Origin of the sequence: Skermanella stibiiresistens SB22 (assembly GCF_000576635.1) — a bacterium.
GTDB lineage: Bacteria > Pseudomonadota > Alphaproteobacteria > Azospirillales > Azospirillaceae > Skermanella > Skermanella stibiiresistens.
Map to the genome: position 1 here is coordinate 218,123 of NZ_AVFL01000003.1, position 16,602 is coordinate 234,724.

General features: G+C 67.0%; 14 protein-coding genes. 9 read left to right on the forward strand and 5 right to left on the reverse strand.

Features of this window, described 5'->3' with window-relative positions:
* Positions 1-113 precede the first annotated feature (113 nt).
* From N825_RS06105 to leuC, 3 genes are read right to left on the reverse strand one after another with little or no spacing between them, the layout of a single operon-like run.
* Complete coding sequence (locus tag N825_RS06105) at positions 114-983, reverse strand: isocitrate lyase/PEP mutase family protein (protein WP_051511613.1); 870 nt, start codon at positions 981-983, stop codon at positions 114-116.
* Positions 980-1,621 (reverse strand): 3-isopropylmalate dehydratase small subunit, encoded by a 642-nt coding sequence (leuD, locus tag N825_RS06110; RefSeq protein ID WP_037448302.1) that lies wholly within the window; start codon positions 1,619-1,621, stop codon positions 980-982. The genes N825_RS06105 and leuD overlap by 4 nt, the downstream gene beginning before the upstream one ends.
* Positions 1,618-3,012, reverse strand: a complete 1,395-nt coding sequence (gene leuC / locus N825_RS06115; protein ID WP_037448303.1) for a 3-isopropylmalate dehydratase large subunit — start codon at positions 3,010-3,012, stop codon at positions 1,618-1,620. Before leuC ends, leuD begins: the two co-directional genes overlap by 4 nt.
* A gap of 311 nt (positions 3,013-3,323) precedes the next feature.
* On the opposite strand from leuC, the gene gcvA reads away from it, so the two are divergent.
* Positions 3,324-4,235 (forward strand): transcriptional regulator GcvA, encoded by a 912-nt coding sequence (gcvA, locus tag N825_RS06120; RefSeq protein ID WP_037448304.1) that lies wholly within the window; start codon positions 3,324-3,326, stop codon positions 4,233-4,235.
* 9 nt (positions 4,236-4,244) lie between these two features.
* On the opposite strand, the gene N825_RS06125 is transcribed toward gcvA, so the two are convergent.
* Both N825_RS06125 and N825_RS06130 read right to left on the reverse strand, forming a co-directional pair.
* The gene (locus tag N825_RS06125) at positions 4,245-5,165 is read right to left on the reverse strand and encodes a LysR family transcriptional regulator (RefSeq protein ID WP_037448306.1); all 921 of its coding nucleotides are present in this window, start codon (positions 5,163-5,165) and stop codon (positions 4,245-4,247) included.
* Positions 5,158-6,075, reverse strand: a complete 918-nt coding sequence (locus N825_RS06130) for a LysR family transcriptional regulator (RefSeq protein ID WP_037448308.1) — start codon at positions 6,073-6,075, stop codon at positions 5,158-5,160. Before N825_RS06130 ends, N825_RS06125 begins: the two co-directional genes overlap by 8 nt.
* A 129-nt stretch (positions 6,076-6,204) precedes the next feature.
* On the opposite strand from N825_RS06130, the gene N825_RS06135 reads away from it, so the two are divergent.
* The 8 genes from N825_RS06135 to pcaD all read left to right on the forward strand — a co-directional run bounded on the left by N825_RS06135 (position 6,205) and on the right by pcaD (position 16,593).
* The gene (locus N825_RS06135) at positions 6,205-7,299 is read left to right on the forward strand and encodes a mandelate racemase/muconate lactonizing enzyme family protein (protein WP_037448309.1); all 1,095 of its coding nucleotides are present in this window, start codon (positions 6,205-6,207) and stop codon (positions 7,297-7,299) included.
* Positions 7,300-7,364: 65 nt separating this feature from the next.
* Positions 7,365-8,885: an ABC transporter substrate-binding protein gene (locus N825_RS06140; RefSeq protein WP_157619003.1), complete on the forward strand. Its 1,521-nt coding sequence runs from the start codon at positions 7,365-7,367 to the stop codon at positions 8,883-8,885.
* Between the two features lie 92 nt (positions 8,886-8,977).
* Positions 8,978-10,063 (forward strand): TolB-like translocation protein, encoded by a 1,086-nt coding sequence (locus N825_RS06145; protein WP_037448311.1) that lies wholly within the window; start codon positions 8,978-8,980, stop codon positions 10,061-10,063.
* A 75-nt stretch (positions 10,064-10,138) separates the two neighbouring features.
* On the forward strand, positions 10,139-11,056 hold the full coding sequence (locus N825_RS06150) for an ABC transporter permease (protein ID WP_157619004.1): 918 nt from the start codon (positions 10,139-10,141) through the stop codon (positions 11,054-11,056).
* Between the two features lie 13 nt (positions 11,057-11,069).
* A complete protein-coding gene (locus N825_RS06155) occupies positions 11,070-11,996 on the forward strand; it encodes an ABC transporter permease (protein WP_037448746.1) in 927 nt (308 codons plus the stop codon).
* Entirely contained in the window at positions 11,989-13,635 is a 1,647-nt protein-coding gene (locus N825_RS06160; RefSeq protein WP_051511617.1) for an ABC transporter ATP-binding protein, read from the forward strand. The genes N825_RS06155 and N825_RS06160 overlap by 8 nt, the downstream gene beginning before the upstream one ends.
* 36 nt (positions 13,636-13,671) lie before the next feature.
* Positions 13,672-15,801 carry an alpha-amylase family protein gene (locus N825_RS06165; protein WP_037448314.1) on the forward strand — a complete coding sequence of 710 codons (2,130 nt, stop codon included), beginning with the start codon at positions 13,672-13,674 and terminating at the stop codon, positions 15,799-15,801.
* Between the two features lie 9 nt (positions 15,802-15,810).
* Positions 15,811-16,593: a 3-oxoadipate enol-lactonase gene (gene pcaD / locus N825_RS06170; protein ID WP_037448317.1), complete on the forward strand. Its 783-nt coding sequence runs from the start codon at positions 15,811-15,813 to the stop codon at positions 16,591-16,593.
* The last annotated feature ends 9 nt before the right edge of the window (positions 16,594-16,602 follow it).

The window sequence follows — 16,602 nt, forward strand, 5'->3', positions numbered from 1 at the left end:
CGCGTGGCGGGTTCGTGATTGTGATGATCCGCTTTCCGAGGCTGGGACGGGGATGCGCCGGTCGTCAACCGACTCCCAACGCGTTTCCCCGTTTCTCGCCAGCCTTACCTAAACTATCGCCGTTCGATGGCGCGCCAGCCCTCCAGGTCCACCGCCGCGTCGATGGTGGCCCGCACGGACGCCCCATTGGACATGGGCTCCAGCCGATCGACGCCATCGGCGTGGCGCCGCAGCGCCGCCAACCCATCGCGCATCGCCGAGACGCTCCGCATCAGGACGCTGGCGGGGAAGGAGACCTGGGTGAACCCCATCGACCCAAGATCCGACGGGCTGAGCCAGGGGGTGTCGCCCCCCTCGAACATGGCGGCCGAGATGTAGGAGCCCTTGAAGGCCGCGCCGACCTTGCGGTAGTCGTCCTCCGTCCGCAGGCCGGCGACGAAGACGCCGTCGACGCCCAGCGCCAGGAAACGCTCGGCCCGCCGCATCGCGGCGTCGAGGCCCAGGGGACCATAGGCGTCGGTCCGGCCGATGATGAAGGTATCGGGATTGTTCCTGGCCTCCAATGCCGCGCGGAGCTTGCCCTCGATCACCGCCTCGTCGGCCACGGCGGCGGCCTTCTCGGCGCGCTGCTGCTTGCGGTCGCGGTCCTGGTCCTCGAACAGCATACCGCCGACCCCGATCGCCTCATAGGCCCTGACGGTTCGGGCGACGCTCTTGACGTCGCCATAGCCGTCGTCCGCATCGGCGAGGAAGGGCAGCGACGAGGCGGCGGCGAGATCGCGGATGCCCTCCACCATGTCGGTCAGCCCGATCAGGCCGATATCGGGGTAGGCGTGCCGCGCCGCCAGGAGGGCGGACCCTCCGACCGCGAAGGCCTTGAAACCGGCGAGCTCGATCAGCCGCGCCGACAGCGCGTCGTGGGCCAACGGCGTGATCAGGGGCGTCTCCTGGGAGAGCGCCTGCCGGATGGTCGTCCGGGTCATGGATATTGCCTCGTGTCGGTGGATGCGTCGTGAAGCCAATCCCGCTCCAGCTTGGCCTTGGCGAGATGGCGTTCGATGGCGTCGAGATGCCGGAGCGTCAGGTCGATTTCGTCGTCGCCCCGGATCAGCATGCCGGCCCTATGGGGCGGAACCATGAAAGTGTGGCGGTCGCCGTCCGGACCGACGATCGCCGTTCCGGGCAGATCGACCGTGAAGACCGGCGCGTCCCGGTGGCGGTCGACGGCGGCGGCGAGCGCCGCGCGGGTCGCCTCGTCCACCACGCCGGCCAGAACGCCATTGCGGAAGGCGTTCTCGTAGAAGATATCCGCGAAGCTCGGCGCCAGCACGCAGCGGATGCCGAACCGGGCCAGAGCCCAGACGGCGGCCTCGCGCGACGAGCCGCAGCCGAAATTCTCGCCGGTCAGCAGGATCTTGGCGGATCGGAACGGCCCTTGGTTCAGCACGAAGTCGGGCCGCTCGCGACCAGCATCGTCGAAGCGCCGGGCGCCGAACAGGCCGCGCGCCAGATCGGCCTTGGCGCTCCTCAACCACGCCGACGGGATGATGGCGTCGGTGTTGACGTTGGTCTCCGGCAACACGGCCATGGCCCCGGTCACGGTCGTCAGCGGCGTCCTCATGCGGTCATCTCCTTCCGCACATCGGTGATGCGTCCCGCGATCGCGGCGGCGGCGACCATCGCCGGGCTCGCCAGATGCGTCCGGCTGCGCAGGCCCTGGCGGTTCTCGAAGTTCCGGTTGGAGGTGGCGATGCAGCGGGCTCCGGGTGCGACGACATCCTCGTTGATGCTGACGCACATGGAGCAGCCGGCGTCGCGCCATTCGAAACCGGCGTTCTCGAAGATCCGGTGCAGGCCAAGCGCCTCGGCCTCGCGTTTCACGGACATGGAGCCCGGGACGACCAGGGCGCGGACATTCGGCGCCACCCGCTTGCCGCGCGCCACGGCGGCGGCCGCCTCCAGGTCGGACAGGCGCCCGTTGGTGCAGGAGCCGATGAAGGCGACGTCGATCGGAATTCCCTCCAGCGGCGTTCCCGGCTCCAACCCCATGTAGCTCAGCGCCGCCGCGGCCAGATCGCGGCGCCTGTGGTCCGCGAACTGGGCGGGATCGGGAACGGCGACGTCGACGCCCGCGACATCCTGCGGGCTGGTGCCCCAGGTGACTTGCGGCGCCACCTGCCGGCAGTCGATGGTGAAGTCCCGGTCGAAACGGGCGTCCGGATCCGTCACGAGGTCGCGCCATTCCGCCACGGCGCGGTCGAAGGCGGCACCGGTTGGGGTGAACTCCCGGCCGCGGACATAGGCGAAGGTGGCGTCGTCCGGAGCGATCAGGCCCAGGCGGGCGCCGAACTCGATCGACATGTTGCAGATCGTCAGCCGCGCCTCGATCGGCAGGGCGCGAATGGCCGGGCCGGCGTATTCGACCGCGCATCCCCGGCCGGCGGCGACGCCCAACTGGCCGATCATGTGCAGGATGATGTCCTTGGCCGAGATGCCGCGGCCGAGCGCGCCGTCGAAGGTGACGCGCATGTTCCGTGGCCGCGTGATGGCGAGCGTCTGGGTGGCCAGGACATGCTCCACCTCGCTGGTGCCGACACCGAGGCCGATGGCACCCAACCCGCCAACGGTGGAGGTGTGGCTGTCACCGCAGGTGAGCAGGCAGCCGGGCAAGGCGAAGCCGGTCTCGTGCGCCATGACGTGGACGATACCTTGGCGGCGGTCATCCACGCCGAAATGGCGGATGCCATGGGCGGCGGTGTTCGCCCGCATCAGGCCCAGAAGCTCGGTCCCGCCGGGATTGGTGCCTTCGTCGCGCCCGGGCAGGGTCGAGACGATGTGGTCCTGCGTCGCCACCGTGAGTTCGGGATGCATCACGCGACGGCCGGCCCGCGCCAGTCCCTCGAAGGCCTGGGCGCTGGTGGTTTCCTGCAGCACATGCCGGTCGACGAAGACGAGATCGCGGTCATCCTCCAACCGCTTGACGACATGGGCGTCCCAGATCCGGTCGAACAAGCTGCGAGGCCCCGTAACCGATGGATCAGCTGTCTTGTGTTCTGACGTCTTATGATCGGGAGTCATGTTTGGGCCGCTCGATGTGGGTTGACCCCGAACAGCGCTCGCGGCGCCAAGCCGCGGCGTGATTCTGGCATCAGGTTTCCTCCGGCCCGGCGTTTGGCGCCGGGCAAATATTGGGCTTTGTTATTATGCCGTTCTTCCCGCCAACATTGGGCGACTTACAGCTCTCACCAGATCAGGTTAGGTCTATTCACAACAGAGGTATAGGTATAATTTACTCATACTTCATTGAGGAAAGCTCATAGCAGATGACACGGCAGATGCCCCCTCTGAACGCGCTGCGGGCCTTCGAGGCCACCGCGCGCAACGGCAGTTTGACGAGAGCCGCCCAGGAACTGCGGGTGACCCAAGGTGCCATCAGCCGTCATGTCTCCCAGCTTGAGGACTGGCTCGGCGTGACGCTGTGCACCCGCGTTCGCCGAGGCATCGAACTGACGGCGGAGGGAGCCTCCTACGCGACCGGTTTGCGGGCGGCGTTCGACCAGATCGAGACGCAGACGCGCCGGGTTCGGGAACGGCCCCTGGAGAACACCCTGCGGATCAAACTGCCGCCGACCTTCGCGATCCGTTGGTTCGTGCCGCGTCTGGCGCATTTCCACGCGCTCAACCGGCACATCGACGTGCAGATCACCACGTCGCACCAGACCGTCGATTTCGACCGCGATGATATCGACGTATGCATCCACTGGGGCGACGAACCGCTGCTGGCGGGCGTCCATTGCCGACGGCTGTTCGGCGAGATCCTCCTGCCGGTGTGCAGTCCGGACCTGTTCAAGGTCTACCCGCCACTGAACACGCCCTCCGACCTGTCGAACCACATTCTGCTCTGTTCGATGCACCGGCCCGATCATTGGCCGACATGGCTGCGGGCCGCCGGCCTCGACGATATCGACGGCAACAACGGGCTGAAGTTCGAGAACTCGGCCCTGGCCTATCAGGCGGCGATCGACAAGCTCGGCGTCGTGATGGCGCAGAGGGCCTTCGTGGAGGAGGATTTGCGGACCGGCCGGCTGGTGGCGCCGCTGTCACTCAGGGTGGGAACCGGGAGCGCCTATTACATCGTCTATCCCCGGTCGCGGCGCTCCGCCGCCGTCGTCAAGGCGTTCGAACCCTGGATCGTCCAGCAGTCGGCATCCATGGAGGAGGCGACCGCGCGGTGAGCGGCATCCTCACCCGACGAGCGCGCCGTCATGGGCCCAATAGCCGGGCTCGGCGTAGATATCGCGCAGGAGATCGATGAACAGGCGTGCCAGCCGAGACGGCTTGTTGCGCGGATAGACGGCGGTGAGGTCGAAGCTGGGCAGCGCGTATTCGTCGAGCACGCTCACCAACTCGCCCGAAGCGAGCGAGGCGCCGACCTCCCAGGTCGAGCGCCAGGAGAGGCAGTGGTCGTTCCGCGCCCATTCCACCAGCACGCCGCCGTCGCTGCAGTCCATGCTGCCATCGACCTTGACCGAGACCAGCTTGCCGCCTTCCTGGAACAGCCAGTCGCGGTGCCGGTCGGCCTGGAGGTTGACGGCGAGGCAGTTGTGATCCGCCAGATCCTGCAACGTCCGGGGCACGCCGTACCGCGCGAAATAGGCCGGCGTCGCGCAGACCACGCGCCGGTTGGTCGCCAGCTTGGCGGTGACGAAATTGGGATCGATGACGTTGCCGATCCGGATGCAGAGGTCATAGTCCTCCTGCACGGGATCGGGATAATCGTTGGTCAAATTGAAGGAGAGCCGCACCGCCGGATTGGCCGCGAGGAACCTGCCCGCGTGCGCCGCCACATGCTGGCGGCCGAAATAGGGTGGTGCCAGCACGAGCATCTGGCCGCTGACCTCCGAGGTGTCGGGAAACAGGCTGGTCTCGCCCAGTTCGAGATCGACCAGCAGCTCCTCGCAATGCTTGAGGAACAGGCGCCCCTGCTCGGTGAGGGTGAGGAGCCGGGTGGTGCGGCGCAGCAGCTTGATCCCAAGCCGCTTCTCCAGATCGTCGATCCGGCGGCCCAGCATGCCGGAGGTGATCTGCTCCTTGATCGCGGCCTTGGCCATCGATCCCTCGGTCGCCACCGCGACGAAGGCTTTGATCTCCCGGTATCTATTCATGATCCATCCCGACCCAGTAGCCGGGTTGGCCGTACACCGTCCGGAGCCAGGCGATGAACAGGCGGATCTTGGCCGGTACCGGATTCTGCGGTGGATAGACCGCGACGATGTCCTGGTTCGGCACCGCGTGGAAGTCTAGCACGGTGACGGCCTCCCCCGCCGCCACGGCGCGCGCAACCTGCCATTCCGGTCGCCAGGCGAGACCAACGCCCTCCAGCGCCCAGCGCGTCAGCATGGCGCCGTCGTTGCTGGTCAGGTTGCCGGTCGGCTTGACGACGACGGGTTGCCCGTCGCTCTGGAACTGCCAGCCGCGCGGCTGTCCGCCATGCTCGTTGTAGGCTAGGCAGTTGTGCTGGGCGAGATCGTCCAACGTCTTGGGAACGCCGTGGCGGGCGAGATAGGCCGGTGTGCCGACCACGACCGTCCGGCACGGGGCGAGCCGGATGACGACGAGGTTCGCGTCCAGCACGGGGCCGGTTCGGATGCCGATCTCGTAACCCAGCCGCATCAGGTCCACCACACGGTCGCTGAGGTTGAGCGAGACGCTGACATCCGGGTTGGCGCGCATGAACTCGATCAGGTGCGGCGCCACATGGTGGCGGCCGAAGCTGGACGAACAGGACACGATGAGCTTGCCGGTCGCGTAGTCGCGGCCGTCGCTGACCAGACGCTCCGCCTTCCGCACCCGCGCCAGCATGTCGAGACCGTATCTGTAATACTCCTCGCCGGCTGGCGTCAGGGACAATCGGCGGGTGCTGCGCTCCAGCAGCGCCCCGCCGAGCCGTTTCTCGATCTGGGTGACGCGCCGGCCGATCATGACGGCGGAAACGCTGGCGCCCTCGGCCGCCTTGGCGAAACTACCCGCCTCGACAACGGCGACGAAGGTCTCGATATCACGCAGCTTGTCCATGGGGGTTTCCCATTCGGTACTTTTCGTACTTAATGAAATGAATCTTTCTCGCCTTATCAATCGGAAAATTCAGGCATAGCATTCCGACAAATGGATCCAGTGGAATGGATCGGGACAACAGGGACGGAAATGCCGAAGATCGCGAGCGTGGAAACCTTCTCCACCGAGTTCATCAGCGTCGTGCGCCTGAAGACGGACGATGGCCTGGAAGGGTGGGGTCAGGTGGCGCCCTACAACGCCGACATCACATCCTCGATCCTGCACCGGCAGATGGCCCCGGTCGTGCTGGGCGCCGATCCCACTGACATCGACGATCTGGTCGACCGCTGCTGGCTCGGCGCGCACAAGTTCCCCGGTTCGTATACCTGCCGCGCCATCGGTGGCGTCGACACGGCGCTGTGGGACCTCAGGGGCAAGCGCGAGGACAAGAGCGTCGCGGCGCTACTGGGCGGCACCAAGTACCGGCAAGCGGTCTATGGCTCCAGCATGCGCCGCGACATCACGCCGGAGGACGAGGCCGAGCGCCTGAGGCGTCTCCAGGGACAACAGGGATTCCAGGCCTTCAAGATCCGGATCGGAAACAACTTCGGCAATGACGTCGACCGCTGGCCCGGCCGCACGGAGGCGATCGTGCCGACCGTGCGCGAGGCGGTCGGCGACGGCTGCGAACTGCTATGCGACGCCAACAGCGGCTATACGCCGAAGCGCGCGATCGAGGTCGGCCGGATGCTGGAGGATTTCGCGGTCGGGCATTTCGAGGAGCCCTGCCCCTATCCCGAGTTGGAATGGACGGCGGAGGTCGCGGCGGCGCTGACGATCCCCGTCTCCCAGGGCGAGCAGGAGGTCGATCTCGCCCAGTTCCGCCGCATGATCCGGATGGGCGCCGCCGATATCGTCCAGCCCGACATTTGCTATGTCGGCGGCGTCAGCCGCGCGCTGCGCGTTGCCCGCATGGCGGAGGAGGCCGGCCTGCCCTGCACGCCGCACGCGGCCAATCGCTCGATGGTGTCGGTCTTCACCCTGCATCTGCAATCGGCGTTGCCGAACGCCGGTCATTTCATGGAACTCAGCATCGAGAATCCGCCTTGGATCGATGGCTTGTTCGCCTCCGATCCATTCCAGGTGGTCGATGGCCATGTCGCCGTGCCGGCGGGTCCCGGCTGGGGCGTCGAGATCAGCCGGGATTGGCTGGCGAACGCGACCCATCAGGTAACCGCCTTGTGATCGGCCACACCCGTTTCTGAAGACATAATTGGGGAAAACCCCAACATCCCAGGGAGGAAACGCTAGTGAATAGAACGATGACCCTGTCGGCGGGCGCCGCGTTCGTCCTCGGCGCGCTGCTGTCACCGGCCCAGGCGCAGGACGCGTCCAAGGACGTCAGGATCGTCATGGCGTCGGCCGTGGATGTGGTCGAGCCGTGCCACATGAACTCGACCGGCTATATCGGACTGGTGCTCAAGGGGAACGTCGTCGAGACGTTGCTCAAGCTCGATCCGAAGACGAGCCAGCCGCTGCCGAACCTCGCGACGGAATGGACGCAGGTCGATCCGACCACGTGGCGCATCAAGCTGCGGGACGGCGTGAAATTCCACGACGGCACGCCATTCGACGCCGACGCCGTGGTGACGGCGCTGAACCGCCAGTTCGTTCCGGAACTCGCCTGCCGCGACATGATCCGCAGCTTCGGCAGCGTCAAGATCCAGCCCAAGGCGTTGGACAAGACCACGGTCGAGATCGTCACCAGCGAACCGATGCCGCTGATGCCGCTGACCCTGGCGCAGACCGGCATGACGGCGCCCAGCACTCCCATGAAGGAGGCGTCGCGCCAGCCGATCGGCACCGGCCCCTATGTGTTCACCAGTTGGAACCCGGCGCAGAACCTCGTCTTCACCCGCTTCGACGGCTACTGGGGCGAGAAGCCTCAGGTGGCCAAGGCGACCTATGTGTGGCGCTCCGAACCGGCGCTGCGCGCCTCCATGGTCGAGGTCGGCGAGGCGGACTTGGCGCTCCAGATCGCACCCCAGGACGCGGTCAACAAGGAGACCGACATCGGCTATCTCAACGCCGACACCAGCCGGGTCCGCTTCTTCATGGACAAGCCGCCGCTGAACGATGTCCGGGTGCGCGAGGCGATGAACCTGGCGGTCGACCGGAGCGCCTTCATCGGCACCATCGTCAGCCCGCTGTCGGTGCCGGCCAGCCAGTTCATGCTGTCCAACGTCAACGGCTACGACCCGTCGCTGAAGCCGTGGCCCTATGATGTCGCGAAGGCGAAGGCGCTGATCAAGGAGGCCAAAGCCGCCGGAGTGCCGGTGGACAAGGAGATCACCTTGTATGGCAGCGAGTTCATGCAGGCCAACCTCAGCGAGATGCTGGAGACGCTGGCGCAGTATTGGGCTGAGATCGGCGTCAACGTGAAGATCGCGATGGTCGACAAGATCCAGCACTCGTCGATCCGCCGGAAGCCCTACCCGACCGATCGCGGGCCGACCATGGTCCATGAGCTGCACGACAACGTGGCCGGCGACGCCTTCTACACCATGATCGTCTACTACACGTCCAACGGCGGCCTGACCAACATCTACGACCCCAATCTCGACAAGCTGTTGCAGGACGCCTCGGTCTCGACCGGCGAACGCCGCCGCGACCTGTTCCAGCAGGCCAACCGCACCATCCAGCGGGAAGTCGTGCCGGATGTCATGCTGTTCCACATGGTCAGCTACATCCGGGTCGGCAAGCGCGTGTCCTACCAGCCCGACTTCACCACGCAGGGCAAGCTGGAGCTGAGCGCGATCACGTTCAAATAGCTCTTGGCAAATACCGGCCGCGCCAGCCTTCCACCCGTATCCGTCCACCGACATCCATCGAGCGCGACACGATCCGCCGAAAAGGAAGAACCATGCCTATCTACAAGTGGGACAACTCCCCCTATCAAGGCGAGCACATCCTCGACAACCCGCCGCCGTTCCACCAGAAGGTCTGCGACTATGGCGCCCGGCCCTATTGGTCGCCGGACGGCAAGCGCATCGCCTTCGTCGAGAAGGCCTATGGCGACGTCCACGAAGTGAACCTGGAGACCCGCGAGATCCGCAACCTCACCGGTGGTCTTGGCGAGCACCACTCGTTCCTGCGCGTGCTGTTCCTGCGGAACGGCGACTACCTGCTGATCGGACCGAAGGAGTTCAAGCACCACCACGTCAGCCGCTTCGTCGAATCCGAGCTGTGGTACATGGACAAGGACGCCAGCCGTCCGCCGCGTCCGATGGGACTTCCGCTGTTCGAGGGCATCGGCGTCTCCGCCATCGCCGACCGCATCACCTATTCGCGCCATGGCGAGCACGATCCGCGCCTCGGCACCATCGAAGACTTCGAGTGCTACGTGACCGAGCTGGAATACGGCCCGGACGGCGCCAATCTCGGGGCCACGCGGCCGATCTACCGCTCGCCCACCGGCCTGCGCCGGCCGGAACCGCAGGACTTCCGCAACAACGACACCGAAGTGGTGATGGCCGAATATATCGGCCCGCGTGACCGAAGCACCACCTGGAAGACGCAGACCCGCGGCATCGACCTCAAGACGCTGGACGTGCGGACCTATATAGACGAGCCGCTGACCCACAACGAACCGGAAGGCATCTTCCCGGACAACCAGCACATCTGCCTGGAGTCCTCGTGCGACTTCGTCGACCAGTTCCCGCCGATCGACTTGTGGAAGCTGAAGCTGGACGGTTCGGGCCGGCGGGTGCGGATGACCCGCATGTTCGACCGGGCGCCCTGGCGGGCCAGCAACTCGAATGTCAGCCCGGACGGCAAGTGGCTGGCCTACATGGTCAACACCTACACCAGCGAGCCGGGCTTCGGCATGGGCATCGGCCTACTCGACCTGAATGCTTGGGAGCAAAGCGAATACGCCGAGCAATGGGAGACGCCCGCCGACCGGGCCGAACTGCGCAAGAAGACGGGTGAGTACGCCGAGACCAAATGAGATGGGAGCGCCACCCGCGCGGCGGCACCGCGCGGATGGGCGCCCATCGTTCCGACATGACATCCGGAGGCGACCGTGAGCGGCTACGTCACGACTCGAATGCTCCATAGCGCCATCTCGATGATGGGACTGATCGTCCTCGTCTTCTTCCTGGCGCGGCTGACGGGCAATCCAACCGACCTGTACCTGCCGATCGACGCGCCGGCCGAGGTACGCGCCGCCTTCGCCAAGGCGAATGGCTTCGACCAGCCGCTGCTGGCGCAGTTCCAGACCTTCCTGGGCAATCTGGTCCAGTTCGACTTCGGCAATTCGCTGCGGCTGGAGCGGCCGGCGGTCGACCTCGTGCTGCAAGCCTTCCCGACCTCGCTGATATTGGCCGGGACCGCGATGACGATCGCCCTGGTCGTCGCCGTCGTCGCCGGCTCGCTGGCGGCGCGGAACCCGAACGGCGTGCTCGACCGATTCGTCAACATGATAGCGCTGGCCGGCGCCAGCCTGCCCAATTTCTGGCTGGCCCTGGTCAGCGTGCTGGTCTTCGCGGTGGGCTTGCGGTGGCTGCCGACTTCGGGTACCGGCGGGCTGTCCTATTGGATCCTGCCGGTGATGGTGCTGACGGTCAGGCCGTGCGGCCTGCTGGCCCAGGTGGTGCGGGGCGCCATGATCAGCGCGCTGTCATCCGCCTATGTCAAGACGGCGAGGGCCAAGGGTGTCAAGAAGCGTGTCATCGTGTTCGTCCACGCGCTGCGCAACGCAATGCTGCCGATCATCACCGTGGCTGGCGACCAAGCCTCCGGCATGATCAATGGGGCGGTCGTGGTCGAGATGATCTTCGGCTTTCCGGGCATCGGCCGGCTGATGATGGAGTCGATCCAGTACCGCGACTTCGCGGTGATCCAGGCCGGCGTCATCGTCACCGCCGCCGCGATCTTCCTGCTCAACATCGTGATCGACTTGGCCTACGCGCTGCTCGATCCCCGCATCAAGCACGCGTGAGGGCGGAATGACCATGACGCTTTCATCCCCCGCACCCGGCCCCGCCCCCGCCGAAGCGGCGGCCTGGCGCCAGTCGCTGGGCCTGCTGTGGCGTGACAAGTTCGCCTTCGCCGCTGTACTCTTCCTGATCCTGGTGGCCTTCGCCGCCTGTTTCGGGCCGTGGCTGCTGGGACCCGCCGCGACCAAGATCAACCTGCTGGCGCGCAACGCGCCGCCGATGTCGACCCAGCTCGGCTGGCTCTACGTGCTGGGCGCCGATTCGCTCGGCCGCTCCATCCTGGCCCGCATCATCGTCGGCGCGCAGAACACCATGATGCTGGCGGGTTGCGCGGTGGTCGCCTCGCTGCTGATCGGCTCGCTGCTGGGGTTCGTCGCCGGCTACCGCAACGACTGGACCAGCGGCGTCATCCTGCGGCTGGCGGACATCCTGATGAGCTTTCCGTCGCTGCTGCTGGCGATGATCGTGCTCTACGTCCTGACACCCGGCGTCGCCAACGTCATCGTCGTGCTCGCGATCACCCGCATCCCGATCTACCTGCGCACGACGCGGGCCGAGGTGCTGGAGATCCGCGAGCGGACCTTCGTGGTGGCGGCGCGCGTGATGGGCGCCTCGCCCTGGAGGATCGTGTGGAAGCACGTCCGCCCAACGGTGACGCCAACCCTGGTGACGATCGCGACACTCGAATTCGCCTTCGTGATGCTGTCGGAATCCAGCCTCAGCTTCCTCGGCCTCGGCATCCAGGCGCCGGAGTTCACCTGGGGCGCCATGGTGGCGCAGGGTCAGAGCTATCTCGGCACCGCGTGGTGGGTGGCGTTCTGGCCCGGCCTCGCCATCACCCTCACCGCCATGTCCCTCAACCTGCTCGCCAACTGGGTCAGGATCGCCACCGATCCGGTCCAGCGTTGGCGGCTCGAAACCAGGAGCCCGACCCATGGCTGATCAAGACGGTCGTCCCGTGCCCGAGGGGAACGGTCACCTGGTCGAGGTCCGCAACCTCTCGGTCGAGTTCCACACCAAGGGCGGCGTCGTACCGGCGGTGCGCGACGTCTCCTGGCACATCGACCGCGGCGAGACGCTGGCCATCCTGGGCGAGAGCGGGTCGGGCAAGAGCGTCAGTTCCTCGGCGCTGATGGGCCTGATCGACATCCCGCCGGGGCGGATCACCTCGGGCGAGGTGCTGTATCGCGGCGAGGACCTGCTGAAGGCCACGGCCGAGCGCCAGCGCGAGATCAACGGTTCGCGCATCGCCATGGTGTTCCAGGACACGCTGGCGGCGCTGAACCCAGTTTACCCGATCGGCTGGCAGGTGGCGGAGACCTTCCGTTCCCACGGCGTCGCGCGGGCCAGCGCCAATGCCAAGGCGTTGGAACTGCTGGAACGCGTCGGCTTGCCCAACGCCGCCGCCCGGTTCGACGATTTTCCGCACCAATTCTCGGGCGGCCAGCGCCAGCGGATCATGATCGCCATGGCGATCGCCCTGAACCCCGACCTGCTGATCGCGGACGAGCCGACCACCGCGCTGGACGTCACCGTCCAGGCCCGCATCCTGGGCCTGCTCAAGGACCTCCAGCGCGAACGCGGCATGGGCCTGCTGATGATCACGCACGACCTCGGCATCGTCGCCGGGATGGCCGATCGCGTCGCCATCATGAACGGCGGGCGGATCGTCGAGACCGGCACGGTGCGGGAGGTGTTCGAAACGCCCAAGCACCCCTACACGCGGAGCCTGCTCGACGCCATTCCCGGCCGGCACGGCTTCCCCGAGGTGGCGCCCTCCGCCGGCGGCGAGGAACCGTTGCTGAGGGTCGAGGCGCTGTCCAAGGAATACGCCAGCACCAGCGGGCTGTTCCGCAAGGCGCGAGCCCCCGTCCTGGCGCTCGACCGCGTCTCGTTCACGCTCGGGCGCGGCGAGACGCTGGGCATCGTCGGCGAATCCGGATCCGGCAAGTCGACGCTGGTCCGCACGCTGGTCGGGCTGGAGGAGGCGACGGGCGGCGAGGCGACATACCGCGGCGGCAGCCTGCTCCGCGCCAAGGAGGCGACGCGCCAGATCCAGATGGTGTTCCAGGACCCGACCGCCTCGCTCAACCCGCGCATGAGCGTCCAGGAGATCATCTCGGAGCCTTGGGCGATCCATCGCGACGTGGTGCCGCGCGAGAATTGGAGGGAGCGGGTCGGCGACCTCCTGGTCCAAGTCGGGCTGTCGCGCGAGCACGCCGCCCGGTTCCCCCACCAGTTCTCGGGCGGTCAGCGCCAGCGCATCGCCATCGCCCGCGCGCTGGCTCTGAAGCCTGAGATCATCATCTGCGACGAGGCGGTGTCCTCCCTCGACGTCTCGGTCCAGGCGCAGGTCATCGCCCTGCTGAAAAGCCTCAAGGACGAGTTCGGCCTGTCCTACCTCTTCATCGCCCACGACTTGCCGGTGGTGCGCAGCTTCGCCGACCGGGTGCTGGTGATGCACAAGGGCGTCATCGTCGAGCAGGGCACGACACGGCAGATCTTCACGGATCCCCAGCACGCCTACACGCGCGAACTGCTGGGCTCCGATCCCCTCCTCGGCGCGAGCGCCGCGGCCTGACGCCGCCAAGCCAGCCGCGACATCACAGGTATCCGAATGACTTCCCACATCGACCACACTTGGCTGAAACAGGCGCTCGTCATGATCATGACGCTGCGGGAAAACGACGCCGCGACCTGGGACGCCGAGAAGATGGCGGACTTCGCCAAATCGTTCTCCCTCGACGCCCTGGGCTTCTCGGTCGGCGGCATCACGGCGTTCTATCCGACCGAGGTCCGACACCATCCGCGCGCCGAGGGTCTGGGCGACCGCGATCTGGCCGCCGACATGATCGCGGCGCTGAAGGCGCGCGGCATTCGGCCGATCGCCCGCATCGACCCGTCCATGGCGTCCCGCGAACTCTACGAGGAGCGTCCGGAGTGGTTCGTGCAGACCAAGGACGGCGCCCCCGTCTCGGTCCACGGGCACTTCATCACCTGCCCGAACGGCGGCTACTACCGCGACTTCATGATGCGCGTGATCGAGGAGATGCTGACGCGCTATCCCTTCGACGGCCTCTGGGCAAACGCGGCGCAGTTCTCGCCCTGGCACACGCCGCGCTGCCATTGCGCCGCCTGCCAGACCAAGTTCCGCGCCCATACCGGCAAGGCCATCCCGGAGGAGGACTGGCGGGACGAGACTTGGCGCCAGTACAACGAGTGGCGCTACGCCTGCATGGCGGAATGGAACTCGGAGGTCCAGGCGCTGAAGAACCGCGTACGTCCGGAATGCGCCTGGATCCCCCTGAGCCAGGTGGCGGAGTCCTGGGACCATTCGCGCGTCGGCGGCTGGGACCTGGACTATACCGAGCCCTTCCAGGACGGCATCGTGCTCGAGGCCCAGCGCCGCTACACCAACATGTTCTGGCCCGGCCTGGAGGCGCGCTACATGCGCTCGCTCGCCCCCGGCAAAGGAGGCGGCATCACGGTGAGCTACTTCCTGCCATGGTGGCGCTTCTATGGCGTGCCGGCCGCCGAGAACCAGATGTGGGCCGGTCAGGTCATGGCGCAGGGCGTGATCCCCTGGCTGCACGTGACGGGATACCAGGAGCGCCACTTCGACCGGCGCGGGCTCGACAGCATGCGCGGCCTGTTCTCCCGCTTCCGCGCCAACCGCGAAACCTACCTCGGCAACCGGTCGGTCGCCGACGTGGCGCTGGTCTTCTCGCGCCACAGCCTCGACAACTACGGCCATGAGGACCCGAGCGGACGCTATCTGGACCACTTCCGCGGCGCCTACAACGCGATGATGGACCAGCGCATCCCGTTCGACATCCTGTCCGGCCATCGGATCACCGCCGAGGCCCTGTCGGCCTACCGCGCCATCGTGCTGCCGAACGCGGCCTGCCTGTCGGAGGACGCCTGCGCGGCGCTGGAGACCTTCGTCAAGGGCGGCGGACTGGTGGTTTCCACCCACCGCTCCGGTGATTTCGACGAGCTGGGCGCCCCTCACGCGGCTCCCCTGCTGAGCAGGCTCGCCGGAGTGACGCAGACCGGCGTGACCTGGAAGGGCCTGCGCGCGGCCTACGCCGCGATCCGCGATCCGGCCAATCCCCTGCTCGCCGGGTTCGACGGCACCGACCTGCTGCCGGTCGCGGGCGACATCGTGTTCGTGCGGACGCCCGACGGGGAAAACTCCATAGCTCCGCTGACCCTGATCCCGCCGGTCGAGGGCGAGGTCGGCAGCGGCATCAGCGTTCCGGAATTCAACGTCATCGAACACGTCACCGACTATCCGATGGTGATCGACCGCGCCGCCGGGGCGGGACGCGTCATCCACTTCCCCTGGCAGCCGGACCTGATCGGCTTCCGCTATGGGCTGCGCGACCTGTTCCAGTTGATCGGCAACGCGGTCAAGAGCGCTTCCGGCTGGAAGGATGTCGTGCGGGTCCGTGGTCCCGGCCTGATCGACGTCACCGTGCTGGAGGGCGCCGACCGGCTGGTGGTCACGCTGGTCAACTTCTCCTCGCCCGGCAGCTTCAACACCGGACAGCGCCGCATCATCCAGGAGCTGGTGCCGCTGCATGGGTTGGAGCTGGAGGTGCGCGCGCCCGAGGGCTTCGGCGGCACGACGGCACGGCTGGTCTTCGCCGAACGCGAGGTGGCGGTGGAACGGCGCGGCGATTATCTCCACCTGACGCTTCCCCGGCTCGACGCCATGGAGAGCGTCGAGTTCATGTTCTCCTAAGGTGCCCTGATGCCGTTCTGTCCAATGGAGGGCTGGAGCCTCCACTACGAGGTTGATGGGAAGGCGGACGCCCCCGCCCTCATCCTCTCCAACTCGCTCGCCGCCGACGTGTCCATGTGGGACGCGCAGGTCCGCCACTGGGCCAAGCGCTTCCGCGTGGTCCGCTACGACCAGCGCGGCCATGGAAGCAGCGGCGCGCCCCTCGGTGACTACTCGATCGACGCGCTGGGCCTGGACGTGGTCGCCCTGATGGACCATCTGGGCATCGACCGCGCCGACTGGTGCGGCATCTCCATGGGCGGCATGACCGGGCTATGGCTGGCGGCCCACGCACCCGAGCGGATGCGGCGGCTTGTCGTGGCGAACACGGCGGCGCAGATGCCGCCGCGCGAGTTGTGGGACGAGCGGATCGCCAACGCCCGCGCGCTCGGCATGGAGGCGCTGGCATCCCCCACGGTCGAGCGCTGGTTCCCGGCCGAGTTCCGCGCGCGGGAGCCCGGAACGGTGGCCCGCATCCGCCGGGTCGTGGCGGCGACGCCGGTGGATGGCTACGCCGGCTGCTGCGCCGCCATCCGCGATCTCGACCTGCGGGGCGACCTGGGCCCGATCCGGCACCCGGTCCTCGTCATCGTCGGCGACAGGGACGCGTCGACACCACCGGCCGCGGGGGAGTTCATCCGCTCGAACATCCCCGGGGCCCGGCTGGCCCGGCTCGACGCGGCGCACCTGTCGAGCGTCGAGCGGCCGGAGGAGTTCGCCGATCTCGTGGAGAACTTCCTCCGATCCGACTGACCGGCATAC